General features: G+C 58.5%; 17 protein-coding genes. 7 read left to right on the top strand and 10 right to left on the bottom strand.

The window, feature by feature from the left end; genetic code table 11:
* Window positions 1–2 precede the first annotated feature (2 nt).
* Window positions 3–1,046 (top strand): LLM class flavin-dependent oxidoreductase, encoded by a 1,044-nt coding sequence (locus PspCFBP13508_RS14865; RefSeq protein WP_137214949.1) that lies wholly within the window; start codon window positions 3–5, stop codon window positions 1,044–1,046.
* Between the two features lie 54 nt (window positions 1,047–1,100).
* Here the strand turns inward: PspCFBP13508_RS14865 and PspCFBP13508_RS14860 are convergent, their stop codons facing one another.
* The gene (locus PspCFBP13508_RS14860; RefSeq protein WP_178084491.1) at window positions 1,101–1,652 is read right to left on the bottom strand and encodes a hypothetical protein; all 552 of its coding nucleotides are present in this window, start codon (window positions 1,650–1,652) and stop codon (window positions 1,101–1,103) included.
* A gap of 43 nt (window positions 1,653–1,695) precedes the next feature.
* Window positions 1,696–2,088, bottom strand: coding sequence for a hypothetical protein (locus PspCFBP13508_RS14855; protein ID WP_137214948.1), 393 nt, complete (start codon window positions 2,086–2,088; stop codon window positions 1,696–1,698).
* 397 nt (window positions 2,089–2,485) lie between these two features.
* On the opposite strand from PspCFBP13508_RS14855, the gene PspCFBP13508_RS14845 reads away from it, so the two are divergent.
* Entirely contained in the window at window positions 2,486–2,824 is a 339-nt protein-coding gene (locus PspCFBP13508_RS14845) for a hypothetical protein (RefSeq protein ID WP_024013217.1), read from the top strand.
* A 464-nt stretch (window positions 2,825–3,288) separates the two neighbouring features.
* Here the strand turns inward: PspCFBP13508_RS14845 and PspCFBP13508_RS14840 are convergent, their stop codons facing one another.
* The 5 genes from PspCFBP13508_RS14840 to PspCFBP13508_RS14820 all read right to left on the bottom strand — a co-directional run bounded on the left by PspCFBP13508_RS14840 (window position 3,289) and on the right by PspCFBP13508_RS14820 (window position 15,468).
* A complete protein-coding gene (locus PspCFBP13508_RS14840; protein ID WP_137214946.1) occupies window positions 3,289–3,654 on the bottom strand; it encodes a hypothetical protein in 366 nt (121 codons plus the stop codon).
* A 254-nt stretch (window positions 3,655–3,908) separates the two neighbouring features.
* A complete protein-coding gene (locus tag PspCFBP13508_RS14835) occupies window positions 3,909–4,601 on the bottom strand; it encodes a transposase (protein ID WP_122691844.1) in 693 nt (230 codons plus the stop codon).
* Window positions 4,602–4,823: 222 nt separating this feature from the next.
* Window positions 4,824–5,456, bottom strand: coding sequence for an SMI1/KNR4 family protein (locus PspCFBP13508_RS14830; protein ID WP_241669519.1), 633 nt, complete (start codon window positions 5,454–5,456; stop codon window positions 4,824–4,826).
* A 3-nt stretch (window positions 5,457–5,459) separates the two neighbouring features.
* A complete protein-coding gene (locus PspCFBP13508_RS14825; RefSeq protein ID WP_137214945.1) occupies window positions 5,460–13,736 on the bottom strand; it encodes a DUF637 domain-containing protein in 8,277 nt (2,758 codons plus the stop codon).
* A gap of 25 nt (window positions 13,737–13,761) precedes the next feature.
* Window positions 13,762–15,468 (bottom strand): ShlB/FhaC/HecB family hemolysin secretion/activation protein, encoded by a 1,707-nt coding sequence (locus PspCFBP13508_RS14820; RefSeq protein ID WP_137214944.1) that lies wholly within the window; start codon window positions 15,466–15,468, stop codon window positions 13,762–13,764.
* Between the two features lie 224 nt (window positions 15,469–15,692).
* On the opposite strand from PspCFBP13508_RS14820, the gene PspCFBP13508_RS14815 reads away from it, so the two are divergent.
* Together PspCFBP13508_RS14815 and PspCFBP13508_RS14810 are read left to right on the top strand one after the other, a co-directional pair.
* Entirely contained in the window at window positions 15,693–16,511 is an 819-nt protein-coding gene (locus PspCFBP13508_RS14815) for an alpha/beta hydrolase (RefSeq protein WP_125918533.1), read from the top strand.
* A 115-nt stretch (window positions 16,512–16,626) separates the two neighbouring features.
* Window positions 16,627–17,250: a glutathione S-transferase gene (locus tag PspCFBP13508_RS14810; RefSeq protein WP_130912111.1), complete on the top strand. Its 624-nt coding sequence runs from the start codon at window positions 16,627–16,629 to the stop codon at window positions 17,248–17,250.
* 12 nt (window positions 17,251–17,262) lie between these two features.
* Here the strand turns inward: PspCFBP13508_RS14810 and PspCFBP13508_RS14805 are convergent, their stop codons facing one another.
* A complete protein-coding gene (locus PspCFBP13508_RS14805; protein WP_038862196.1) occupies window positions 17,263–18,141 on the bottom strand; it encodes a LysR family transcriptional regulator in 879 nt (292 codons plus the stop codon).
* 104 nt (window positions 18,142–18,245) lie between these two features.
* Between PspCFBP13508_RS14805 and PspCFBP13508_RS14800 the strand changes: the two genes are divergently transcribed.
* A complete protein-coding gene (locus PspCFBP13508_RS14800) occupies window positions 18,246–19,637 on the top strand; it encodes an aldehyde dehydrogenase family protein (protein ID WP_137214943.1) in 1,392 nt (463 codons plus the stop codon).
* A gap of 161 nt (window positions 19,638–19,798) precedes the next feature.
* Here PspCFBP13508_RS14800 and PspCFBP13508_RS14795 read toward each other — a convergent pair whose 3' ends face one another.
* On the bottom strand, window positions 19,799–20,968 hold the full coding sequence (locus tag PspCFBP13508_RS14795) for a DUF1624 domain-containing protein (RefSeq protein WP_137214942.1): 1,170 nt from the start codon (window positions 20,966–20,968) through the stop codon (window positions 19,799–19,801).
* A 171-nt stretch (window positions 20,969–21,139) separates the two neighbouring features.
* Between PspCFBP13508_RS14795 and PspCFBP13508_RS14790 the strand changes: the two genes are divergently transcribed.
* On the top strand, window positions 21,140–21,736 hold the full coding sequence (locus tag PspCFBP13508_RS14790; protein ID WP_122612500.1) for a paraquat-inducible protein A: 597 nt from the start codon (window positions 21,140–21,142) through the stop codon (window positions 21,734–21,736).
* Window positions 21,733–22,419 carry a paraquat-inducible protein A gene (locus PspCFBP13508_RS14785; protein ID WP_137214941.1) on the top strand — a complete coding sequence of 229 codons (687 nt, stop codon included), beginning with the start codon at window positions 21,733–21,735 and terminating at the stop codon, window positions 22,417–22,419. Before PspCFBP13508_RS14790 ends, PspCFBP13508_RS14785 begins: the two co-directional genes overlap by 4 nt.
* On the opposite strand, the gene PspCFBP13508_RS14780 is transcribed toward PspCFBP13508_RS14785, so the two are convergent.
* Window positions 22,352–25,378, bottom strand: a complete 3,027-nt coding sequence (locus PspCFBP13508_RS14780) for an FAD-binding and (Fe-S)-binding domain-containing protein (protein ID WP_137214994.1) — start codon at window positions 25,376–25,378, stop codon at window positions 22,352–22,354. The genes PspCFBP13508_RS14785 and PspCFBP13508_RS14780 overlap by 68 nt on opposite strands.
* Window positions 25,379–25,510: the final 132 nt, after the last annotated feature.

The following is a 25,510-nucleotide window of genomic DNA, read 5'->3' as shown; positions in this document are numbered from 1 at the left end:
TCATGAAATTTTCCCTGTTCGTACACATGGAACGCTGGGACGAAAGCGTCAGCCACCGCCAACTGTTCGAAGACCTGACCGAACTGACCCTGATGGCCGAGGCCGGCGGTTTCAGCACCGTGTGGATCGGCGAACACCACGCCATGGAATACACCATCTCCCCAAGCCCGATGCCGCTGCTGGCCTACCTCGCAGCGAAAACCACGACCATCCACCTCGGCGCCGGCACCATCATCGCGCCGTTCTGGCACCCGCTGCGCGTCGCCGGCGAATGCGCCCTGCTCGACGTGATCAGCAACGGCCGCATGGAAGTCGGTCTCGCCCGTGGCGCCTATCAGGTTGAATTCGACCGCATGGCCGGCGGCATGCCCGCCTCCAGCGGCGGCCAGGCCCTGCGCGAAATGGTCCCGGTGGTCCGCGCCCTGTGGCAAGGCGACTACGCCCACGAAGGCGACATCTGGAAATTCCCCACCTCCACCAGCGTGCCGAAGCCGATCCAGAAGCCCAACCCGCCAATGTGGATCGCCGCCCGCGACCCGGATTCGCACAACTTCGCCGTGGCCAACGGCTGCAACGTCATGGTCACGCCATTGATGAAAGGCGACGAAGAAGTCCTCGACCTGAAGAACAAATTCCAGACTGCACTGGACAACAACCCAGACGTACCGCGCCCACAATTGATGGTGCTGCGCCACACCCACGTGCACACCGCTGATAACCCGGACGGCTGGCAAGTTGGCGCCAAAGCCATCTCACGTTTCTATCGCACGTTCGATGCGTGGTTCGGCAACAAGCAAACCCCTGTCAATGGCTTCCTCGCGCCAAGCCCGGAAGAGAAGTTTGCCGGACGTCCGGAGTTTGAACTGGAGAGTCTGCACAAGACCGCGATGATTGGTACGCCGGAAGAGATCATTCCGCGGATCAAGTACTACCAGGAACTGGGGGTGGATGAGTTTAGTTTCTGGTGTGACAACAGTTTGCCGCATGAAGAGAAGAAGAAGTCGCTGGAGTTGTTTATCAAGCATGTGGTGCCGGCGTTTCGTTGATTACTCGGCGGACGGTCTCTGACCCACTAAAAGGCCCCGGACTTGTCCGGGGCTTTAGTTTTTAGAGATCACGGGAATGCGCTGGCCTGGCTGGGTGACATCGTAAACACGCTGCTCGCAACCCCGTCCAACAAACTGAAACTCCACCAGGTAGACCTTGCTTCGCTCCGGCGTAAAGGTACTGCTCAGCGGCCCGCAGCTATAAGTGTTGCCGGTGCCCATGCCGTTGGAACGCCCCGACACTTCGAAGGGTTCGTCGGCATTGGCTTGCGCTTCCAACTGAGGGAAGTGCTTGAATGTGGCGCTGTTGGCCGCTTCGTTAAGCTTGGCGATCCAGCCGAATACCTTACCCCGCCCGGAATCCACCACAGTACCCAGCACTTCCATTCGTTGATCGGGATCTGAAGCCCGGCGAACCGAGAACTCGACAGGGTATGTGTAACCTGTCGCTTTCATGATGATTTTGGCGTGTTGTGCATCTGGTGTTACCGTTTTTTGCTGAAGTTGGACACCCTCCTTTAAAAGACTGGGGGAAGAGTCTCTGACGTTGGAATGGCAGCCTGCAATCAGGAAAACCAGTGAAAGCAAAATTCCCGCTCTAATCACTTTTTATTACCCCGTAAAGACTTAGCGGGCAGACTTATCGAGTTCAATAAACCTGCCCTGCAGCAATCGTTAAAATAATGTCTAAAAGCTTTAAGTCCGACTCGACCTGCACAGCATCTTGCTCAGACAACTGTGACATAAGAGACGCTAACCCATGCACCTCAATAATCCCTTTTATATGGTCAACCGAAAAATCAAAAGCGACCTTGGGCTCTCTTCCCGCCGACAACACAAGCCCGGCAGTCTGGAGCATTAGCTTTTCAACTGGAGTAACAAAACTTTCTCCCATCTCATTTAATGCATAGCCGACTTCAAGTTCCCCTTCAACCCAGGAAAAACCTGATTTTTTGTTCTTCCTGATCTTAGTCCTGCAGTAAATGGGATAGTAGTAAAACATTCGCTGCATTATTTCTTTATAACTTAAAATCGCTGACATGATCAGTCTCTCAAAATTCTATGACCATTAGGGTTCGCGATCACATTCACATTGATATTGGGAAAGCGATCCATGAATTGTGCAATAGCATTGCTGCAGCTAGCGCAAACCTTTAGCTCACTAAAAATATCTATCGTCCCGCTGGCGTTTTTATAGCCTCCCAGCATGTCAGAAATATTGTTGAAAACGGGGGACAGACCACGTTTTACCCCTCCATGTCGCATAGGGTATGGTCCTTGTTCTGCGCGGCCAGCAGGTTCAGGTCATTGCCGGTGTAGACGTCGTTGCCTGCGCAGATCTTACCCGCGATCAAAGTGATGTCACGGCCCGAGCTGGGTTTTACGTCGCCGCCAGCGATTAATTCAACAGCTTTTTAAACGGTGTGGTTGTACTGCTCATGGAGGCGTTTCTTGCCGTCCTCGCTATGGGTTTCGACGTTGTGTTCCTCACCGGCCGAGGACATGTTGATGTCCCGCTTGGCCTCGGCGGTAAGGTTGCCGGTAGCTTCGGCGATGGCGACGACGTTGATGTCGCGACCGGCATCGAGCTTCAGGTCACCATCGCGTTATACGCTCGACGCGAAATGAAAGGTGGTCTATCCCCGTTTATCTCCAAACGTCAGTTCATGAGCGCTGGCGACACTCGGCCACTGTCGAAGAGCTGGTTGAATATCTCTACGACAATCTCAAAATTTGAGCAGATGGCTGAACCAGCAACGGCGTCGCCTTGGATATGAATGATTCCGCCACGATTTTTATCGCCGCAAAATACTTCGACATCGTTGTCATCGCCATCATCAACGCCGAGAGTCAGCGCGTACTTGTTTCTCTCTGCAACAACCTGCAATGTCAATAGTTCGAAGCCTGCTAATTCTTCAATATCCAGGGTTACACTCCCCAAACTTCGGCAGGATTCTTCAAGGTGCGCAACTACATCATTCCAAGATGGATCTCTTTGCGTGCCACCTTCACAGGTTCCGCCAAAACCGACCGTCCAAGAGAGAGAGCGCGCTTCATATTATTTCACCTCTTTTACTGATTTCATTCCGGGGGAAGGAAACGGGGGCAGACCACGTTTTGGAAGGAAACGTGGACAGACCACGTTTTGGAGTGCCTTCTAAACGTGGTCTGTCCCCATTTACCCAGACTACGTTTTCGCAACGCTTTCTAAACGTGATCTGTCCGAGGTTATTTGCAACGTTCATACCCAGCGAAAATCAGGCGTAATCTCACACGTCATTCCCGCAAAAACAAGAGTATTTCTAACCTGCAAAACCTTCTCCGCTTGACCGACAAACACCAGAGCAAGATCTTGCTGGAGAGTAGTTCTGGAAGACAAGAAATTACGGCCTGTAACTTCAGAAACAGCTTTTACATGGGCTTTATTCTGATAGTCACCCCGGCAGCGCACCTCATACTGAGTCTCGTCCACCTTAATCTCTGGAATGTGGGTTGTAACTACCGACCAACCGCACTGAGAACATTTTACTCCTTGGGCGCTGCCTTCTCTGTAGACAGACAGCTCCCCTCCACACTGCTCGCACCCCATAAAACACTGCTTGCTCATTGCGGTTTCCCAGGATTAAACACTTTAAATGTTCCCTGATTCGCCATATCAGGATGATTAAAAAGTAAAAAACGGTAAAAAACGGGGACAGATCACCTTTTACTAAATGGTCGATTTTTTCGGCCGTCCCGGGCTCCCTCGCTGCACACGACGACCGATCATTGCCTCCACTTCAACAGCAAACTTTGAACCTCCAAAAACATTATTCCCATTGGTCGCGGCACGAGTAAAAAACGGGGACAGACCACCTTTTACTAAATGGTCGATTTTTTCGGCCGTCCCGGGCTCCCTCGCTGCACACGACGACCGATCATTGCCTCCACTTCAACAGCAAACTTTGAACCGCCAAAAACATTATTCCCATTGGTCGCGGCACGAATCTGGTCAACCACTTCTGACTCTAAGTCTTTATTGAACAGTTCGCGGTAGGCATCTGCCGGTTGCCCGCCCTGCACTCCAAGCGCCAAGTATTGAGCATGAGGGGTAACAATGTGCGAGCGCTCTGATTGTGCATTAACACGGTAGCTTGACCAGCGATATTCGGCTGGATGAACTACCATTTTCGCTCTCACCGGATTCATTTCGATGTACCGATAACAGCACAATAAATATCGCTCACTCTCAACAAGGCATGAACGATACCGGCCTTCCCACAAACTTCCACTGCGTCTGTACACGCGATTTATATATTGAACGTATCTCTGGCCAATACCTTTCATCAGCAGGCTTGCGCTATTGGCATGATGAGGACTGACTAACAAATGAACGTGATTGGTCATTAAGCACCACGCATGAACATCACAGTCATTTTTCGACGCCTGCTCAGCCAACAGCTCCAGATAAAAATGGTAGTCTTCCTCGGTAAAAAAACAGACAGATCTATTGTTTCCTCGCTGAATCAAGTGGAGCGGTACGCCTGGTATCAAAACTCGGGCTCTACGCGGCATTGATGAATCCTTTCAATTGGTCGAACTGAAAGCTTAGCGGGCCGCAAGGTAAACATGACGGCAAATTTTCACGTATTGTTGCAGTCAATTACATTAAAACGTGGTTTGCCACCCTTTTTCCCGGGGACAGACCCACGTTCTTGGAGTGGAGTGCTTTCTAAACGTGGTCTGTCCCCATTTATCCCTTTCTAAACGTGGTCCGCCCCCATTTATTTTCTCCTGTCAGTCCAGACTGAATTTAACCTGAGTACCGTCTGGTAAATTTTTAATCTTATCGGCTATATCGGCTCTGAGCCGCATGCCTTCTACAGCATCGGCAACATATAAATTATCCAAGGAAAAATCGCCGCCCATTACAAAAGGCACTTTGGGCAGCAAACGCATCCCCGCACGAACTGGACCATTGCGCTTTTGCCACTGATGAGCCAACGGATAGCCTGTCAATACTTCATAGTCGTGCAGAACTACTTCAGCCCAGCTTTCAACATCCGCAGCCAAGTACTCTAACGAGCCAGTTTCCGGATCAAAAATGTAGATACTGCCATCCTTAATACAGAACTGTCCACCAAAGATATCTTCAGCAAAAAAGACAACGTTATCGGCTAGGCCATTGTAGCTACTGCGCCACAGGTCAGCGTGATTCCAATCAGACATTCCCATTTCACTTTGACTGGAGTCACTTGGAAAAACATGCAGCGCGCCTTCAAAAGCATAGAAGCCATTGCGCTGACGCAGCACATTAACAAGTTGTTCCGCCGAAGTCCCTGCCAGTTTGCGTATTGGCCCAGACAGTTCTGGCTCACGTTCACTCAAGGACGAACTTGCAATCGATAACAACTTATCCAGATTATTCATAATCTAATCTATCACCTCTATTCTAACCTTCGTCCCGTTAGGCAACTCTCTGCATTGAGCGCCAATACAAGCGCCCGCCCCACGGTTATCACCAGCGGGGATATGCCTTACTGAGGCTCCCTGCCCCCCTTCCTGGAACATGGCGGGCGGATATTCATCACGGTCGAGGCCCGGTTTTGTTTCAATTCCGCGCAAAGAATCACGCCTGCGCGTTGCCGCATTATCTCGATCTATGGTCAACGTGTCAGGCTTTCCTGCCCCGATGGCATCTTCAATATGTTGCGCCGACTCGGGGTAGCGATCTTTGCTGATCGTGACGATTTTTTCAGTACCGCCTGCGCCGCCAGCAACCCCTTTTACATCAACAACCTTTTCATCATCCACATGTTTAGCCGTCGTGCCTTTTCCGATAGCCCGCCCCGGAAAAATTCCGGCGCCCATCTCGAAAACCACAGCGCCCAATTTTGCAAAGAAGCCACCCTCCTGTGCTTTCACAACGGAAGCCATTGATCCAGCAGAATATAAATTCCCTTCTTGAACAGAGCTTACCCAATAGGCCTCTGCTCCGTTGCCTTCACTCCTCAGTTTGTTTATGAGTTCTGAAAATTTTTCGTCATCGTCGGCCAAATCGCGTGAGATCTGACGGCAAGTATCAGCTGCTCCTTTACAAAACTCGTCACGCTCCAACTCTCGTTGCTTGTCGAGCGCTTCGTATTTATCCCTGACCGCCAGCTTTTCCTCATCAGTGGATTTGCTGTCCATTTCGGCCAGCATCTCTTTCACCTCACGGTGATAGAGGTAGTTATAGGTCGTCGCACTCCCTGCGATGGCGGCCCCTAGCTGGGTGTTTTCATCCACGGCGGCAGCCGCTAACACGCCCGTCAGCTGCGACAGCATCACCTGCATCTGATCATTGCCACCAGCGAACTTCACAAGGACATTCATCGCCGCTTCGTTCAGCCCGGCAGCCGCCGCACCAGTAGCAAAATCCCCACCCATCGCCTCGGAAAGCAAGCCTCCCATCAGCGCATGCGCGACAACTTTTACTACGCCACCTTCCGGGAACTTGATCGTTTGATCGCCAACAAAATTGAACCCGGTCGCCATCGCGACACTGCCCGCTTCTCCCAGCAACGCGGAACCAAAGTTGTCACCAAAGCTACCGCCACCAATGGTGGTAGAGATGCCACTGGAAATGACCGCGCGACCTGCAGTTCGGATCGCTACGTCGGTAAAATTACTGCTGGTCAGAATACTTGCGGCTTTGCTGCCCCCCGCTGCAAACCAATTGGCATCGGCATAATCAAGCATGCCTGCGGTGAAGCCAGCGATAGCTGCGTTCTTGAGACTGTCGGCGCTGAATGTTTCCTTGAAAGCAGCGCCGAGGTTCCCTTTGTTGCTGATCGTGCTTGTCACGCCCGTCGTAGCGAGGGTTGTGGCGAATGCGCCGCCGAAGCCACCGCCGACCAAGCCCAGTCCTGCCGGCCCCATCACAAAAGACATCATGATGGCGATGGCAATTTGCGCCGCTGGCCCGACGCCCGAGTTCTCGTATTTAAACGACTCGTGAATCTCCTTCACGCGCTGCCAATCAACATCTCCCCGAGCCTCCGCATCCTTCAACCACGCCAGTTGCGGATCAGCCTTGACCATCGCATCAATGGTCTGGCTGACGGACTCCTGACTCACATCCTTGATATCAATCTTCAGCCCATCGACCGCTTTCAGGACGATGTTGCCCTTGGCGATCATCTGCGTCTGGCGCAGGGTTTCGTCGCTGTTGCCGCGACCTTTGGCCGAGACCCACGCCGCGTTGTTGTTGGTTTTGGTATGGCTCTCGTCATGCAGATCCTTCACCCCTTCGAAGGTGACGGCGCCGCCGCTGTCGAGGAGGATGTCCTTGCCGCTGTCGAGTTTGGCCACCTGGTAATGCTGGTCGCCCAGGCTGACCAGAGACAGGTTGCCGCCGGTCTTGATTTCGCTGCCGACGTGGGTGACCTGGGTGACCTCGTCGCGCTGGAGTTTCAGGTTGCCGAAACCGCCCTTCTCCTTCGTGTCGTAGAGCGTGTGGTCCTTGTTCTGCGCAGCCAGCAGACTGAGGTCGTTACCGGCGTAGACGTAGGCTTCATTGCCTGCGCTGATCTTGCTCGCGACCAGTGTGGTGTCACGCCCGGAACTGGTTTTTACGTCGCCGCCGGCGATGAACTCAGCTGCTTTCTGAACAGTGTGGTCATCCTGTTCATGGACACGTTTCTTGCCGTCCTTGCTATGGGTTTCGACGTTGTGTTCATCTCCGGCCGAGGACATGTTGATGTCGCGCTTGGCCTCGGCGGTGAGGTTGCCGGTGGCTTCCGCTGTGCTGGCGACGACGTTGATGTCGCGACCGGCATCGAGCTTCAGGTCGCCGCCGGTTTTCACTGTCGACGCGAGGTTTTCCACGGTGGTGGTAATGACTGAGCGGTGGCCGCCATCGAAGGATTCGTGGAGTTCGTCTTCGTCGCGTGTCGCCAACAGGTTGATGTCGCGCGCTGCACTCAGGCTGGCGTCACCGCCGCTGCTGATGGCAGACGCGTTGATCAGATCCTGTCCGGACTTGATGGTCAGGCTGTCGCGGGCGCTGATGATGCCGCCGTCGTCGACGAGGGTGCGCATGCCGTTGCCATCACGCACCGCGATGGCGGTGCGATCGTTGACGATATCGCCCTTGAGTGTCGTCAGTTCGACCTGATTGCCGCGGATTTCGCCGGCAAGTGCGTTGCGGATGCTGTCGGTGGCCATGAGTTTGATGCGCTCATCGGCTTCCACCAGACCGCCCTGATAGAGGCTGCCCTTGACGTCGACGGACACGTCGTTGCTGGCCTTCAATGTGCCGACGTTGACCAGATCGCTACCGGCCAGCATTTCCAGATCTCGGCCCTGAATCAGGCTGCCACCGCGCACGTTGCGCGACTCGGCCTGCGCCAGATACAACACCGGCACCAGCACTTTCTGGCCGTCGACGATGCGCTCTTCCATCCAGACAATGTCGTGGGTCAGCGCAGCGACCTGCGCCGAGGTCAGGCTGACGCCGACTGAGAGGTTCAATTGATTTTTGCTGGCGAGCGCGTTATCCATCAGATAACGAAATTGCTCGTAGTCGTTCTCCAGGCCACCGGCGAGAAAACGCTGGCCGGTCTGGGCCATGACGGCGTCGCTGATCAGCCGCGATTCATAGCGACCGTCACCGAGGCGACGCGCCGCTTCGTCGGCGCTGAAGTCGAGCTTACCGAGCAGGTAGTCGGAGCTCATGAACGCGGTCGTCTGAGTCAGCTCTGGGTTGGTTTCGATCAGATAACGGCTCTGCGGATTGGTGCTTTGCACGAACATGCCGTACGGGCCTTTCGGCAACCGGAAGGTCGAGGAAGCCGTCGGGTCGACTGCGGCGAACGGCACACCTTTGAAGTCCACCGGCGTGAAGCTGATCTGCTTCACGCCATCGGCGTCGACATGCTCGATACGGGTAACGGATCTGGAGGTTTGGGCGACAGCGTCGGTGCTATGTTTGCCCAGGTTGATGTTGATGCCGCCGACCGCGTCTGTCTGGTCGCTGGCCAGGGAACCTGTCAGTTGATCATAAGTGTTGTCGTATAGCGTGCCGTTCTGGATGCTGTTGGTGACGTCGAGCTTGACCTTGCCGCCGGCCTGCATCACCGCAGCGTAAACGGCGTTGCCGTTTGCATTCCAGGTGGTGACGTCACTCATCAAAGAGAATCGCGAATCACTGGAGCGACTGATCAGTTCATCGAACCGCGCCTGATCGAAGTTGCCGGCCGCGGTAGCCGCGTTGAACGCCGGAACATCGACGAACTCCATCTTGTCCCAGAGGCTGTTGTCGATACGCCCAGGGGTGCCCCTTTTCACCACGCGCGTCCCCGAACGCGACTCCGCGCCCTGGTTCAGCAGGCTGTCAGCCGTCACGGTCAGGTCGCCGTTGGCGGCCAGCAGGCTGTAACGGTTTTCAAACTGGTTGGCGTGGATGGTGAAGTTCTTGCCTGCCACGAATCGCGCCGCGCGCGAGTCCTTGAGCACCTCGTCGTTGAATTGGGTAGTGATGGTGATGGTGCCGCGCTTCCAGCCATCACCACCATCGCAGTGCTGACCGCACACCCAGCTCAAACTGCCGGACGACTGACCGGAAGTCAGCTCGAACTCGGCTTTGGCATTTTCGAAGGAAACCGCGTTGATGTCGACGTCACCCTCGCCTTCGATGGTGCCCGACAAGTTGCTGAACAACGCCGCGCGCCCGCCATCGACAGCGTCGAAGCTCATGTTGCCGCGGCTGTAAATATCGCCGTAATAGTTATTCAGGCTGTTGCCGTGCAGCTTCATCGTGCCGCCGCTGAACAGCAGCGTGTCGGCATCGTTGTAGAGACCGTTGGCGGCGGTGAATTCGAGATTGCCTTGGGCGCCGAGGGTGCCTTTGTTATTGATCCGTGCCGCCGTCACCGTGAGGTTCTGGTTGGCGATCAGGCGACCGAGATTGTCCAGTGTGCCGCGCAAGGTCATCACGGTGTCGCCGCCGCTGACCAGTCGCCCGTCCTGCTGGATCACGTCGTTGGCGCTGATCGTGAGTTTCTGCTGCGCGGAGGCTTTGCCGCTGTTGAGCAGATTACCGCCGAGGGTCAGCGCCAGATCGCCGCCGCTGAGCAATTGTCCGGCATTGTTCAGGTTGGCCACGTTGAGGCTGAGCCCCGAAGTACTGGCGATCCGTTCGCCAGCATTGAGCGTCAGGTTCTGCGCACTGGTGTAGGTCAGCCCGCCGTTCAGTTGCCAGGTACCAACACCGTTGACCGAGCCGACATCCCATACACCATTGCCCAGCCCGGTGAGACTGCCCTGGTTGTTGGCCAGTTGGCTCACATCCAGGTCGAAAAGGCCCTGCGCCGCGTGGCGCACATTGCCGCTGAAGTTATTGATTTCGGCACCCGACAGCAGCAGGTCCTGACTGCCGATTTCGATCACGCCGCTCTGGTTGTTCAGATTGCCGGTCAGCTTGATCTGACTCGCAGCGCCACCGAGGGCGCGGAGCTGGCCACCGGCGCTGTTATCCAAGCCGTAGGCAGTCAGCTTGAGGCTGTTTGCCGATTCGATCAGGCCGCCCTGATTGAGAACCTGCCCGACGGCTTCGAGCCCCAGCTGATTACCGCTGATCTCGCCGCTGGTGTTGTCCAGGCTGGCACCAGTGAAGATCACCTGATCCTTGCCGAACATCTTGCCGGCGCGGTTAGCCAGGCGCGTCACGGTCAGCGTCAAGTCATCAATCAGGCTGGAAATCAGCCCGGCTTTGCCGCTGGCTGCACTGTTGTCGAGGTCGGCACTGTTGATGCTCACCGAGTCGGCTTGCAGCGTGCCGCCCTGGTTTTGCAAATTGCCGTTGTTCAGCGCCAGTTCGGCATGGCTGCCGTTGGCCAGAATCACACCTTGCTGATTGAGCAGTGTTTTGCCAGTAATCTTCAGGCCGTCGCTGCCAGCGATGATCTGCCCGGCAGCGTTGTTGTTGATCCAGGCGCTATTGATGTCCAGGCGCTTGCCTTGCAGGGTGCCGCCCCGGTTATCCAGCGAGGTCAGTTGATCAAGGAGCAAGCGCTGTGCGCCAGCATCGACCAGACCGGTGACGTTGCTGAAGACTCCGGCAATGTTGAGGACGACATCGCCGCCATTACCGACGATGCCGCCCTTGTCGTTGTTGCCAAGTTGTTTGGCATTGATGTCGATAGCGTTGCCAAGCAGGACACCGGCGCTGTTGTCGACCTCGTCACCGTCGATGTGCAACTGACCTTCGCTCTGAATCCGGCCCTGTTGATTCAGCAGTTGCGACTGGCTTGGTGCAGTTTGCTTGAGGATCAACCGCGTGCCATCGGCACCTGCGGCCAACAACCCGTTGGCACGGTTATCAAGGCTGGCCGCGTGCAACTCCAGGCCGTCGACGATCATCCGCCCGCCACGGTTGTCGACGTGTCCGTCCTTGGCCAACACCAGCAATTGCCGGGCGGCGACTACACCGCCACGGTTATCGACAGAGCTGGCACGCAGTTCCACATCGCCTTTGATGGATTGCAGACGGCCCAATGCGTTGTTCAAGTGCTGCTGGACGAGGAGCGTCAGTTGCCCGGTTTCGGCGCTGAGCGTGCCGTCGTTGTTGCCGATCAGATTGCGCAGGTTTGCGTCGACGATGCCGCCCAAAAGCTGGCCGCTGGCGTTTTGCAGGTCCTGCGCGGCCAGGCTCAGGCGATCGGTCCCCAGGATCAGGCCAAGGCTGTTATCCAGGTCTGCACTGGAAACCACGCTGTCATCGGACGAAATCGTGCCTTGCGTATTATCCAGCGTGCCGCGACTGGCCACCTCGAGGGTTTTGCCCGTCAGACTTGCGTTGCGGTTGTTGATGCTCTGCGCAGTGATGGTCAAGCGATCCGAGGCTTGCACCTTGCCGTCGTGGTTGTCGAGATCCTGCATCAGCGTCAGATCAGCAGCACCGTTTTCCGCGCTGATCACACCCTTGGCGCTGTTATCGAGGCGAGTGGCCGTGACGTGAATGTCGTCGGCAGCCAGCGTCCCACCCTGATTGAGCAACTCCCCTCCCGACAGTGCCAGTGTGGTTTTCGCCTGGATCTTGCCCGCGCCGTTATTCAGACGTTCGCGGGCAACAACCTTGGCCTCACCGTCGCTGGCGCCGATCAGGCCGCCGCTGTTGTCCAGTTGACGGGCGTCCAGGTCGAGGCGACCGGCGATCACTTTGCCGCCGGTGTTTTTTACCTCCTGAGCATTGAGCTTGAGGCTGCCGCCGGCGATTTCGATACGGCCCTGACGGTTGTCGATACTGTCGACCACCAGTGTTGCCGCTTGCCCATCGGCGAAGCGAATCAGGCCGCTGAGGTTGACGATGGCCGGCGCGCTCACGACCAGACGGGTTTCACCATAAACGCGTGCATTCACACCTTGGTTGACCAGGCGCGCCGCGTTCAGAGCGAGGTCTTGAGCCTGCACGGTACCGTTCTGGTTCTCGAACGTGTCGGCTGCGCTGGCGTGCAATGTGCGGCTGGCCAGAACGCTGCCACTGTTACTTACCGAAGCACTGTTGATCGACAGATGACCATTGGTGTTGCGGCTGTTGTCTGCGTTTACCCCGGCTTCAATCACACCGGTATTGGTCAGCCTGCCGCCGCTGCTCAGGCTGACGCTGTCACGGGCAGCGAGGCTTTGGCGATTGATCAGGTCTTCGGCGGTTTGTACGGTGACCTGCGTACCGGCATAAACCGCGCCCTGGGCATCGAGACTTTTGGCCTTTACATCGACGGCATTACCCGCCGTGACTTTAGCCAGGGTCAGCTGGCCATTGGCGTCGATCCGGATGTCACCGGCGCTGGCGGCAAGATCCCCCGCCAGCTTCACACCAACGCCCTGCTCGGTGCCGACCAGTTTGATTGCACCGGCATACATGCCGCCGAGCGCCGAGGAGTCGATGGCCAGTTGTGGTCTGGCGCTGCCGTCATCGGCACGGGCGGTGGCGCTGAGCGTGTCGGCGTTGACGTCGTTGCGGCCGGTGGTGATGTTCAGGTTTTTTGCGTGGATCTGTGCATTGATCTGCGCACTGCGGGTAATGATTTCGAAACTGTCGACGTTGCTCGCATCAAGACCGACGCCGTCAATCGAAACGCTTCCCTGATCGACCTGAAAGCGCTCCAGGCGACCGTTGTCGAGCACCGGTTTACCGGTGGTCAGCGTGACACGTGGCGTGTTGATGAAACCGCAACCGTTGCAACTGATGCCGTAAGGATTGGAAACGATCACCCGTGCCGATTGCCCTGCGACTTCGGTGTAGCCGCGCAACTGGCTCGGGCTGCCGCCATTGACTTCGTTGAGGATGGTTTGTGCCGCTGCGCCACGCAGGTTCGGGTTGCCGAGAATGATCCCGCCCAGTTGCGTCTGTTGCATGCGGTCGGTGGCGTTGTTGAGGATGACGCCTTGCGCACCGACGTTGTAATCGTGGAACTGGTTATGCGACAGGCCACTGCCATTGGGCGCTGCGATGTTGACGATTGGCACGCCATTGCCGGCGCGATCCAGACTGGTGCCGGGGGCACTGACAACGATGCCGTCCGCCTGCGCCCACACCGGTTGCCAGAACATGACGTTCGCCAGCAAAAAGGCCAGACCACGCTTGGGCATGCCGCAGAATTGCTCGCGCTTTTTTACGGCCGCAGAAGGTTGGCTAGCCAGGAAGGCCAGGTGGCGAATGTCCATATCAGAATCTCGAAGCGGGCAAAAATTAAATGAAGAAATCCAGGCGGAAATAGATCGGCGCTTCACGCTCGGTCAGCGCGTCCGGTCGTTCCAGGGAATGCGCGAAAGTCACGCTGGCGGCCACATGCTGACCACGGGCGAACAGCTCCAGCGAGTTGCTCGACATGCGTCCGTGCTGATCGCCGTTGTAGCGATCGCCGCGAATTACGCCCTGGTCGTAACCGAGGCTGGTGCCGTATTCGGCGAACACCGGTTGCAGCCATTCGGCCGTCACCGGGCGGCTCCAGCGCAGGTCGTTGCGCCAGTAGCCACCACTGTCGCCGGACAGCGATTGATCCTTGTAGCCGCGGATCGACGCCGAGCCGCCGAGGCTGGTGCGCTGTGGGCTGAACAGCACATCTTCGCTGCGCTGGCCGGTCATCAGGCTGCTGAAGCTGAATGACTCACCGAGTAATTTGAACGGCTGCAAATAGCTCAGGGTTGCGGTGTATTTGCGGTAGCGTGCATCCGGTTCGCCGGGACCGGGATCGTGACTGCCCTGCGCATCGAAAGCACCGATGCCCTCCTGCACGCCAGCGTCGAAGTTGATGAATGCGCTGCCGACGCGCCGGCCGTGGTTGAAGCCGAATTGCGCTTCGCTGATGCGATTGCTGCTCAGTTTGAGTTTGCTGTCTTCGATGAAGTTGTTGCTGCGCAGGTACGAAAGTCCCGCACTGAGGGAGGTCTTGCTGACCGCGTCGCGATGGATCACGCGCTCGGCGCGCAGTTGATGGTTTTCGCTGTCGCCGGTCTGCTTGAAGTTGTAGCCGTTGGCGGCGATCTGCGAGCGGTACTCGCTCTGGCTGTAGGTGTAACTGAACGTCCACCAGCCCCACGGCAGACTGTAATTGAGCATGGCGTTGTTGGAGGTGTGCTGATGATCGGTCATCGCATCGTGACCGCCGCGCAGGCTCAATTGGTCAGCCAGACCCAGCGGGCTGTCCCAGTCGAACGAGGTGCCCCACTGCTGCTCGCCGGTGCTGCGCTGGCCATCGTTGCTTCGGGACAGGCCGGCGCGCCATGGCTTCTGCGGCGTGTTGGTCACGCGCACTTCACTGCCGCCGACATTCTGCCCCGGCGCCAGCTCCATTTTGGCCTGGTTGGACGGCAGGCGATTGAGCTGGTCGACCATTTGCTCGATCTCGCGCAGGTTGACCAGTTCACCGCTTTTGCCGGGAAAGGCCATGGCCAGTTCGCGATCCGAGAGCCGGCTGTTTTCTGCGCCCTTCATGCCTTCGAGCTTGCCTTCGACCACGAGCACTTTCAGGTGCCCGGCGGACAGATCCTGTTGCGGCAAATACGCACGACTGGTGACCAGACCTTTTTCGATGTAATGGTCGGTGATGACTTTGAGCAACTCGTTGAGCTGCGGCACGCCGAGGCATTCGCCGATATAAGGCTTGAGCAGCCGCGTCTTTTCGCGCTCCGAGAGGCTGTCTGCACCTTTGAGTTCGATGTCCTCGATGGTGAAGCAGCGCGTATCGGCGGGTGCTGTCGGTTGCGCCGGTTTGGCGTCTTTGCCGGGCAGATCCTTGAGTTCTTCGAGGCGCCGCTGCTGCTCTTCGAGCAAACGGTTCTGACGTTCGCGGATCAGATCGGTTTCACCAGGAGTGGGCGCGGCCCAGGCAGATTCAAGCGGAGAAAGGCAGAGCAGCGCCAGGCACAACCGCGCCGTGAAGGCGGGTGAAAACATGTTCGATCCCTCGACATAAAAAGTGACATCAAAATAGTGGCGCGATATTAGATGGCCATCATTTTGACGTCAAACTTATGTTTGCGCCGTTCATCGGTGTTTGCCGCGCGTACATACGGGTGAAACCAGCACTTGCGTACAAGTGGCCGACACATTTTGCGCGGATAGTGGCGGTTGCCCATTCGGCATCTATTCTCGTCCACACACGATCACAAGGAGTTTGCATGAGCACCTTCAAGACCCAAGACGGCACCGAGATCTATTACAAGGACTGGGGCAGCGGCAAGCCCGTGCTGTTCAGCCACGGCTGGCCGCTGGATGCCGACATGTGGGAATACCAGATGGAATACCTGAGCAGTCGCGGCTACCGCACCATTGCCTTCGACCGCCGTGGTTTCGGTCGCTCGGAGCAGCCGTGGACCGGCTACGACTACGACACCTTCGCTGATGACATCGCTGGCCTGATCAACCATTTGGACCTGCGCGACGTGACCCTAGTCGGCTTCTCGATGGGTGGCGGCGACGTCAGCCGCTACATCGCCCGCCACGGCAGCGAGCGTGTTGCCGGTCTGGTATTGCTCGGTGCGGTGACGCCGCTGTTCGGCAAGAAGGCCGACTTCGCCGAGGGCGTCGACAAATCGGTGTTCGACGGCATCAAGGCTGGGCTGCTGAAAGATCGCGCGCAGTTCATCGCCGACTTCAACGCGCCGTTCTACGGCACCAATCAGGGCCAGAAAGTCTCTGACGGCGTGCTCACGCAAACCTTGAACATCGCGCTGCTGGCATCGCTCAAGGGCACCGTCGATTGCGTGACCGCGTTCTCGGAAACCGACTTCCGCCCGGACATGGCCAAGATCGATGTGCCGACCCTGGTGATCCATGGCGACGGCGACCAGATCGTGCCGTTCGAAACCACCGGCAAGCAGGCCGCCGCGCAAATCAAAGGCGCCGAGTTGAAGGTCTACGCCGGCGCGCCGCACGGTTTTGCCGTGACGCATGCGCAGGCGTTGAATGAGGATTTGCTGGCGTTCCTCAACCGGTAATCCCGCCCGGCAAAAGCCGTAGTCAGATGCTGATGAACCAAGGCCCGCGCGATGCGGGCCTTGTGTTTTGCGCTATGGTATTTTTCTGCGTCCACCACTCGGAGAAGGAAATCCAATGCTGCGAATACTCGGCAAAGCCTCATCGATCAACGTGCGCAAAGTGCTGTGGACCTGTGCCGAACTGGACATCCCGTTCGAGCGCGAAGACTGGGGTTCGGGTTTCAAGTCGCCGAACACGCCGGAGTTTCTCGCGCTCAATCCCTGCGCCATGGTGCCGGTGATCCAGGACGGCGATTTCACTCTCTGGGAATCCAACACGATCATTCGTTATCTGGCGACGCGTTACGGCGGTGCGCATTTGTATCCGGTTGAGCCCATCGCCCGCGCGCGGGTCGATCAGTGGATCGATTGGCAGGCCTCGGAGCTGAATCGCTCTTGGTCGTACCCGCTGATGGCGCTGGTGCGCAAGTCGCCGGATTATCAGGATCGCGACGCGTTGGCCGCCGGTTGTCGGGACTGGACGCGCAACATGCAAATCCTTGATCGCCAATTGGAGAAGACCGGCGCTTACGTCAGTGGCGAGCAGTTTTCCCTGGCGGACATTCCGATCGGGCTGTCAGTGAATCGCTGGTTCGAAACGCCGCTCGATCACGGTGACCTGGCTGCGGTGCGCGCCTATTACGATCGCTTGAATCAGCGCGACGGTTATCGTTTGTACGGGCGCAACGGCACGCCATAAAGATGCGCTCGATCAGGCTTGCTCACGCACCACGCCCCGCTCTTCAAGCAAGCGCACGAACATGCTCAGACTGCGCGACACCGTGCCTCGGCGCCACACCAGCCAGGTGGTCAGATAACGAAAGTCCGCGGTCAGCGGCCAGACGCTGACCGTCGCGCTGCCGGGCATGCTCTGCAGCATTTTGCGCGGCATCAGCGCCAGGCCGGCACCGGCGCTGACGCAGGCGAGCATGCCGTGGTAGGACTCCATTTCGAAGATCTTGCCGGGTACGGCAGCGTCGGTGCTGAACCATTTTTCGAAATGGTGACGGTAGGAACAGTTGGAGCGGAACGCGTAGATATTTTCGCCGTTAACGTCCGCCGCGCGTTCGACCGGTGAATGATTGAGCGGCGCGATGATGACCATTTCCTCCTCGAACGCCGGCACACCCTCCAGGGCCGGATGCAGCACCGGGCCGTCGACAAATGCAGCGGCGAGACGCCCGGACAGCACGCCGTCGATCATCGTCCCCGATGGCCCTGTGGACAGGTCGAGGTCGACCTTCGGGTGCTGCTGGTTGTACGCCGCCAACAGTTCGGGGATACGCACTGCTGCGGTACTTTCCAGCGAACCCAAGGGGAACGCGCCCTGGGGTTCCTCACCCGCCACAGTGGCTCGAGCTTCCTGCACCAGATCGAGAATACGCCGCGTGTATTCGAGAAAACTCCACCCGGCCGGCGACAGGCGCAGACGGCTTTTCTCGCGGATAAAGAGATCGACGCCGAGGTCCTGCTCCAGCTGTTTGATCCGTGTGGTCAGGTTCGACGGCACGCGATGAATCTGCGTGGCGGCAGCGCTGATGCTGCCGTGCTCGGCCACGGCCTTGAAGATTTCCAGTTGCACCAGATCCACAGTCATTCTCCAATCGTGAAGGAAACGATCTTTATTATTCAGTTTCCAGAAAACTAACGCCACCCTACTCTAGGCCCATCCGACGAACCTACAGGACAACGTCAATGAGCCAGATTTCCAGCCAGACCCACGCCATCTCCATCAACCCTGCCACCGGCGAGCAGATCGGTCATTACGCGTTTGAATCCGCCGCCGCCCTTGATGCGGCACTGACTCGCGCTGCCTTCGCTTTCGGCAAGTGGAAGCGCAAGCCGCTGCAGGATCGTTCGCGCCTTTTGACCGCACTCGCCGGCGCGCTGCGTGAAACCTCAGAAGCGATGGCGACCATGATCACCCAGGAAATGGGCAAGCCGATCGCCCAGGCCCGTGGCGAAATCGAGAAATGCGCCAAGCTCTGCGAGTGGTACGCCGAACACGGCCCGGCCATGCTCGACGCCGAAGCCACCCAGGTTGAAGGCGGCAAGGCGCGCATCGAGTACCGTCCGCTGGGGCCGATTCTGGCGGTGATGCCGTGGAACTTCCCGATCTGGCAAGTGCTGCGCGGCGCGGTGCCGACGTTGATCGCTGGCAACACTTACGTGCTCAAGCATGCGCCGAACGTGATGGGCAGCGCTTACCTGCTGCGCGATGCGTTTGTCCGCGCCGGTTTTCCCGATGGCGTGTTTGAAGTGATCAACGTCACCCCGGAAGGCGTTTCCAGCGCCATCGCCGATCCGCGCATTGCCGCCGTGACCCTGACCGGCAGCGTCCGCGCCGGCATGGCCATCGGTGCTCAGGCCGGTGCGGCATTGAAGAAATGCGTGCTGGAACTGGGCGGCTCCGATCCGTTCATTGTGCTCAACGATGCTGATCTGGATGAGGCGGTGCACGCGGCGGTGGTCGGTCGTTATCAGAACTCCGGCCAGGTTTGCGCGGCTGCCAAGCGTCTGATCATCGAACAAGGTGTTGTCGAGGAATTCACCCGCAAGTTCGTTGAAGCGATACGCCAGTTGAAGATGGGCGATCCGCTCAACGCTGACACTTACATCGGGCCGATGGCGCGGTTCGATCTGCGCGATGAACTGGATCAGCAAGTGCGTGACACGTTGGAGGAAGGCGCGACGCTGCTGCTCGGCGGCCGAAAAGCCGAGGGCGCCGGCAATTTCTACGAACCGACCGTGCTGGCCGATGTAACCGACCGCATGACCTCGTTCAAGCAAGAACTGTTCGGCCCGGTCGCCTCGATTATCACCGCCCGCGATTGCGCACACGCCGTAGCCTTGGCTAACGACAGCGATTTCGGCCTGACCGCGACTATCTACACCGCGAACGTGGCGCTGGCTGAGCAACTGACCAGTGAACTGGAAACCGGTGGCGTGTTCATCAACGGCTACTCCGCCAGCGATCCACGTGTGACCTTCGGCGGCGTGAAAAAAAGCGGCTTTGGCCGTGAGCTGTCGCATTTCGGCGTACGCGAGTTCTGCAATGCCCAGACCGTGTGGCTGGATCGTAAATAAGCCGAGTGCTGTAAAACCTGTGGGAGCGAGCCTGCTCGCGAAAGCGGCCTGTCAGTCACCGCTGCATCGACTGACACACCTCTTCGCGAGCAGGCTCGCTCCCACAGGGACACGGCTGCGCAGATGATTTGGCGCACGACTCCCACATGCTCTGCTTCGATTTACAGATACTTCAGCCAGCTGATGTCGCGCCGCCGCGCCTTCAATGCAGAGAACCAGCGCACTGCCGGGAACAGCACCACGGCAAGAATCACTGCCGCCAGCCACACCGCCGTCACCGTCGAAAAGCCGAAATAGCCGCCCTGATTCAGGCCAAACAGCGCCACGCCAATCAGGTACAACACCTTCAACACGTACAAGTGCAGCAGATAGAAAAACATCGGCGCCGAACCGAACACCGTCAGCCAGCCAATCCAGCGGCGACTCTGCACGCGCTCAAAGGCGAGCAACAGCAACAGCCCCGTACTCACGGTCAGCGCGATGAATAGCAGCGACGGCGGGTATTTGGTGATATTGAAAAAGCTCATCAGTGTCTGCACCAGCGAATCGCTGATCGCCCACGGCTTTTCGCCGTAGCCATTGATCAAGCGCAGCGCCACAAAGCCCAGCAATCCAGCGACCCCGGCAATCAGCAAACGACGCTGACGCACCGCCGCGTCCATGCCGCGAGCAAACCACGGCCCCAGCGCATAGCCCAGGCCGATTACACCAATCCACGGCAGCAGCGGGTACGAGGTGCGCAGGCGCAGGTTTTCGCTGATCTCGATCCAGCCGCGGTCGTGCAGAATCGCCCAAGGCACATGCATCGCCGACTCAACCGGGAAATGCACCGCGTCGAGCAGGTTGTGCCCGGCGATGATCGCCACGCTCAGCGTCAGCAACAGCGCACGTGGCAACCAGACCAGCAGCGCCAGCGCGATCATGCTCAGGCCGATCGCCCAGATCACTTGCAGGTAGATCACGCTCGGCGGCAACTGGAAGGTCCAGGCGAAGTTGACCAAAGTGAATTCGAGCGCCACCAGAAACAATCCGCGCTTGAACAGAAACGCGCTGACATCGGCTTTGCCGGCGTATTTTTCACCGTACAGCCATGCCGACAGGCCGGTCAGCAAGACAAATACCGGCGCACACAAATGCGCCAATGTGCGGCTGAAAAACAGCGCCGGCTCGGTGCTGGCGATGTCCATCGGATCGGAGACCTGTCGGTGCAACAGGAAGGTTTCGCGTACGTGATCGAGCAGCATGAACAGGATCACCAGGCCTCTGAGCGCATCAATGGATAGCAGCCGGCCAGTCGTCAATGGGGCAGAACGGGGAAGCACTGGGGTCATGGATCTTTCGCAATCGAGAGGAATAACACCGGACAGCCACAACGCCGCCCTCGAATTTCGCGTTACCTTATAACATCAAAAAAGCAAAACCTAAACATGTCGCCATTGAGGTTGCCCATCGGCCCCAGCCTTCTATAGTGAACAGGTCCGCCCTGCCCTTGAGCGCTGTCCATGGTCAACACCGAACACCTGATCATCTGCGAGCACTGTGATTGCGTGTACGAGAAAGTCGTGCTCGGCAAACACCAGAAAACCCTGTGCGTGCGCTGCGGTGGCGTGCTGCAGCGCTTCAACGGCCTGACCATCGAGCAGCGTCTGGCGCTGACGTTCACGGCGGCGATGCTGTGGCTGTTCGCCAATTTCTATCCGGTGATGAGCATCAGCCTCAAAGGCATGAAGAACAGTGCGACCCTTTGGGATTCGGTGCTCGCGCTGAGCCAGGGGCCGATCACCTTTATCGCCATGGTCGCAGCGATCGCGATCATCATCGCCCCGGCATTTCAGCTAGTGTTGCTGGTCTGGGTGTTGAGTTTCGCCCTCGGCATGAGGCGGGCACCGGGGTTCAATCTGTGCATGCGCTGGCTGGAAACCCTGCGCCCGTGGAGCATGCTCGAGGTGTGCCTGCTGGGGGCTATGGTCGCGGTGTTCAAACTCGCCGGCCTGCTCGATGTGCTGCCGGGGATCGGCCTGTTCGCCCTGGCGGTGCTGAGCCTGATGATGATCCGCATTGCCGGCCGGGACATACGCGAACTCTGGGACATTTTATGAAGCGTCCACCGACCGCCAGCGAACTCAATTTATGCCTGTGCCACAGCTGTGGCCTTGCCTGCGATATGACCGACGAGCCACACGAGTGCCCACGCTGTGATGCGCCGTTGCATCGGCGCAAGACCAATTCGCTGACGCGCACCTGGGCGTACATGCTCGCCGCCCTGGCGTTTTATGTTCCCGCCAATCTGCTGCCGGTGATGAATACGGTGATGCTCGGCAACGGCGCCGACAGCACGATCATGAGTGGCGTGCTGGAGTTCTGGGAGGCCGGAGCGTGGGACATCGCCCTGATCATTTTCATCGCCAGCATCGCGGTGCCGGGGGTCAAGTTCGTCGCCCTGACCTTGCTGCTGGTCACCGTGCAGCGCAACAGCGATTGGGCGCGCAGGGAGCGTTCGAAGCTGTACCGCTTCGTCGAACTGATCGGCTACTGGTCGATGCTCGATGTGCTGGTGGTCGCGCTGGTCGCGGCGCTGGTGAAGTTCCAGGCGCTGGGCGATATCGAGCCACGACCGGGCATCCTGTTCTTCGGCCTGGTCGTGGTGTTCACGATGCTCGCGGCGATGAGTTTCGACCCGCGCCTGATCTGGGACAAGGACACCAGCGACACGATCAGCGACGCAGCGTCTCCAGCAACACCTGCAACGGATGGCGCAGCGCCTGATCCGACTGGCGCTTGACCTGGCTGCGGCAGGAGTAGCCGGTCGCCAACGCCTCGCCCTGCTCCGCCGGCGCCTGCACCTGACGCGCCCACGACTGCTCATAAATGACTGCCGAGGTCTGGCGATTGCGTGCTTCGTGGCCGTAAGTACCGGACATGCCGCAGCAACCGGTAGCCTGCGTGGCCAGCTTCAGACCGGCACGTTCGAAGACCTGTTCCCACTGGCGGGTCGCGGCCGGCGCGTTGGTTTTCTCCGTGCAATGGGCGAGCAGACGGAACGCTTTGGGCTGAGCCTCAGGCGCCTGCTCCGGCATGACCTTGAGTAACCATTCCTGCACCAGCGCCACTTCAGGACACTCATTCAAGCCCGGCACTTTCAGGTATTCCTGGCGATAGACCAAAGTCATCGCCGGATCCAGCCCCAGCAAAGGCACGCCGGTCTGCGCCAGCGCCTGCAACTGCTCAGCATTACGCAACGCCGCCCGATTGAACGCCGAGAGAAAGCCCTGCACATGCAGCGGCTTGCCGTTGGCGCTGAACGGCGCGAGATAGACCTGATAACCCAGACGCGAAATCAGCTCGACCAGATCCGCCAACAACGGCGCTTCGAAGTAGCGGGTGAAGGCGTCCTGCACGATGACCACACTGCGTTCGCGTTGCCCTGGGCTCAGCGCCGACAGCGTTGCAACCGTCGCTGGCTGCACCTGCCAACGGCGCATCGCCGCGTGGAAATCGAAACGGCTGAGCAACGGCACATCGACCATGCCACCGATCCGCGCCAGCGCGCCACGCACCCAGCCAGCGCCCATCAGACCGTTGTAAAGTGCCGGAATCCGCGCCATGTAGGGAATGGTGTATTCCAGCGAGGCAATCAGATAGTCCCGCGCCGGACGCAGATAACGACTGTGATACAGCTCGAGAAAACGCGAGCGAAATTCCGGCACGTTGACCTTCACCGGGCACTGCCCCGCGCAGGATTTGCAGGCCAGGCAACCGGCCATGGCGTCATACACTTCGTGGGAGAAGTCCGCCGACGGATCGCGACTGTTGCGCCAGCGCTGCCACAGCGAGCGGAAAAACGCCGGTTTGCGAATCGCATCCGAGAGCACATCGACGCCCGCCTCGCCCTGCAACCGCAGCCATTCGCGAATCAGTGAAGCGCGGCCCTTGGGCGACTGCGCGCGTTCGCGGGTGGCTTTCCACGACGGGCACATGGCGTCATCGGGATCGAAGTTGTAGCAGGCGCCGTTGCCATTGCAGTGCATGGCGGCGCCGTAGCTTTGCCAGACTTTCTCGTCGATCTGCCGATCCAGCTCGCCGCGCAGGGTCACTTCGTCAATTTTCAGTAGCGCTGCACCGCTGTTGGCCGGCGTGGCGATTTTGCCCGGATTGAACTGGTTGAATGGGTCGAACGCCGCTTTCAAGGCTTGCAGCGCCGGGTACAACTCGCCGAAGAATGCCGGCGCGTATTCCGAACGCAGTCCCTTGCCGTGCTCGCCCCAGAGCAGGCCGCCGTAGCGCTGGGTCAACGCGGCGACGCCATCGGACACCGGACGAACCAGCGCCGCTTGCTGCGGGTCTTTCATATCGAGGATCGGCCGCACGTGCAGTACGCCGGCGTCGACATGGCCGAACATGCCGTACTGCAAACCGTGGCTGTCGAGCAGGTCGCGCAGTTCGGCGATGTATTCGGCCAAGTGCTGCGGCGGCACCGCGGTGTCTTCAACGAACGGCTGCGGGCGGGCTTCGCCGGCGACATTGCCGAGCAGGCCCACCGCCCGTTTGCGCATGCCATAGACCTTGTTCACCGCTGCCTGACCAACCGCCAGCGTATGGCCCAGGCGCTCCACGGTGCGGTCGTTTTGCAGATGTTCGAAGAACGCTTCGACGCGGCGTTGCAGATCTTCGGGATCGTCACCGCAGAACTCGACCAGATTGATGCCCAGAGTCGGCCGCTCAGCGTTTTCCGGAAAATATTCGGCAACGCCGTGCCAGACGATGTCCTGCATCGCCAACAGCAAGACTTTGGAGTCGACGGTTTCAATCGACAACGGCTTGAGCGCCATCAACGCCCGCGCATCGCGCAAGGCATCCATGAACCCGGCGTAGCGGATGTTGACCAGCATGGTGTGCTTGGGAATCGGCAGCACGTTGAGTCGCGCTTCGACCACAAAGCCCAGCGAGCCTTCAGCGCCACAGAGCACGCTGTTGAGGTTGAAGCGCTGATCGGCCTCGCGCAGATGCGCCAGGTCATAACCGGTCAGGCAGCGGTTGAGATCGGGAAAGCGTGCCTTGATCAGCTCGCCCTGTTCATCAATAATCTGCCGCGCACAACGATAGACTTCGCCGACGCGATCATCGCGGGCGCACTGCGCTGCAAGCTCATCCTCGGCCAGCGGCAGGCCGTGCAGACACTCGCCGCCGCGCAGGATCATCTCAAGCTCGAGCACATGGTCGCGGGTCTTGCCGTAGGTGCAACTGCCCTGGCCGCTGGCGTCGGTGTTGATCATGCCGCCGACCGTGGCGCGGTTCGAGGTCGACAGTTCCGGAGCAAAAAACAGCCCGGCGGATTTCAACGCGGCGTTGAGCTGATCCTTGACCACCCCGGCCTGTACGCGCACCCAGCGTTGTTCAACGTTGATTTCCAGAATGCGGTTCATGTGCCGCGACAGGTCGACGACGATGCCGTCCGTCAGCGATTGGCCGTTGGTACCGGTGCCACCGCCACGCGGGGTGATCACCACTTTCTCGTACGCCGGTTCGGCAATCAGCCGTGCGACACGTGCCACATCGTCCGCATCCAGCGGAAACACCGCCGCTTGCGGCAGGCGCTGATAGATCGAGTTGTCGGTCGCGAGCACCACGCGGCTGGCGTAATCGGCGCTGATTTCCCCGCGAAAGCCGCTGTCTTTCAGGGCGGCGAGGAATTGTTGGTAATCGCCGGTCAGGGCTCTGGCAGGCGACAGCTGGGCAATCATCGGTCGGGTCATCTCGGTCAAATCGGGCTGTGTGGCGGTGAACAGTTGTGCGCAAGGAATGATTGCGTCAGGCTCCGCCATCTGATTGCGCCCATGTTCATTGCTGGCCAGCCATGGAACAAGCGTAATTTC

Source organism: Pseudomonas sp. CFBP13508, assembly GCF_005233515.1.
In the GTDB taxonomy this organism is placed as follows: Bacteria; Pseudomonadota; Gammaproteobacteria; order Pseudomonadales; family Pseudomonadaceae; genus Aquipseudomonas; species Aquipseudomonas mercuritolerans.
The sequence above is the reverse complement of the archived record's forward strand: the minus strand, read 5'-3'. Positions and strand labels throughout refer to the sequence as shown.

Coding starts and splice junctions, on each gene's coding strand:
- PspCFBP13508_RS14835 (WP_122691844.1), bottom strand. CDS start 4,601: ATGCCGCGTAGAGCCCGAGTTTTGATACCAGGCGTACCGCTCCACTTG.
- PspCFBP13508_RS14795 (WP_137214942.1), bottom strand. CDS start 20,968: ATGACCCCAGTGCTTCCCCGTTCTGCCCCATTGACGACTGGCCGGCTG.
- PspCFBP13508_RS14820 (WP_137214944.1), bottom strand. CDS start 15,468: ATGTTTTCACCCGCCTTCACGGCGCGGTTGTGCCTGGCGCTGCTCTGC.
- PspCFBP13508_RS14815 (WP_125918533.1), top strand. CDS start 15,693: ATGAGCACCTTCAAGACCCAAGACGGCACCGAGATCTATTACAAGGAC.
- PspCFBP13508_RS14800 (WP_137214943.1), top strand. CDS start 18,246: ATGAGCCAGATTTCCAGCCAGACCCACGCCATCTCCATCAACCCTGCC.
- PspCFBP13508_RS14810 (WP_130912111.1), top strand. CDS start 16,627: ATGCTGCGAATACTCGGCAAAGCCTCATCGATCAACGTGCGCAAAGTG.
- PspCFBP13508_RS14785 (WP_137214941.1), top strand. CDS start 21,733: ATGAAGCGTCCACCGACCGCCAGCGAACTCAATTTATGCCTGTGCCAC.
- PspCFBP13508_RS14865 (WP_137214949.1), top strand. CDS start 3: ATGAAATTTTCCCTGTTCGTACACATGGAACGCTGGGACGAAAGCGTC.
- PspCFBP13508_RS14855 (WP_137214948.1), bottom strand. CDS start 2,088: ATGTCAGCGATTTTAAGTTATAAAGAAATAATGCAGCGAATGTTTTAC.
- PspCFBP13508_RS14780 (WP_137214994.1), bottom strand. CDS start 25,378: ATGATTGCCCAGCTGTCGCCTGCCAGAGCCCTGACCGGCGATTACCAA.
- PspCFBP13508_RS14845 (WP_024013217.1), top strand. CDS start 2,486: ATGGAGGCGTTTCTTGCCGTCCTCGCTATGGGTTTCGACGTTGTGTTC.
- PspCFBP13508_RS14830 (WP_241669519.1), bottom strand. CDS start 5,456: ATGAATAATCTGGATAAGTTGTTATCGATTGCAAGTTCGTCCTTGAGT.
- PspCFBP13508_RS14790 (WP_122612500.1), top strand. CDS start 21,140: ATGGTCAACACCGAACACCTGATCATCTGCGAGCACTGTGATTGCGTG.
- PspCFBP13508_RS14825 (WP_137214945.1), bottom strand. CDS start 13,736: ATGGACATTCGCCACCTGGCCTTCCTGGCTAGCCAACCTTCTGCGGCC.
- PspCFBP13508_RS14840 (WP_137214946.1), bottom strand. CDS start 3,654: ATGAGCAAGCAGTGTTTTATGGGGTGCGAGCAGTGTGGAGGGGAGCTG.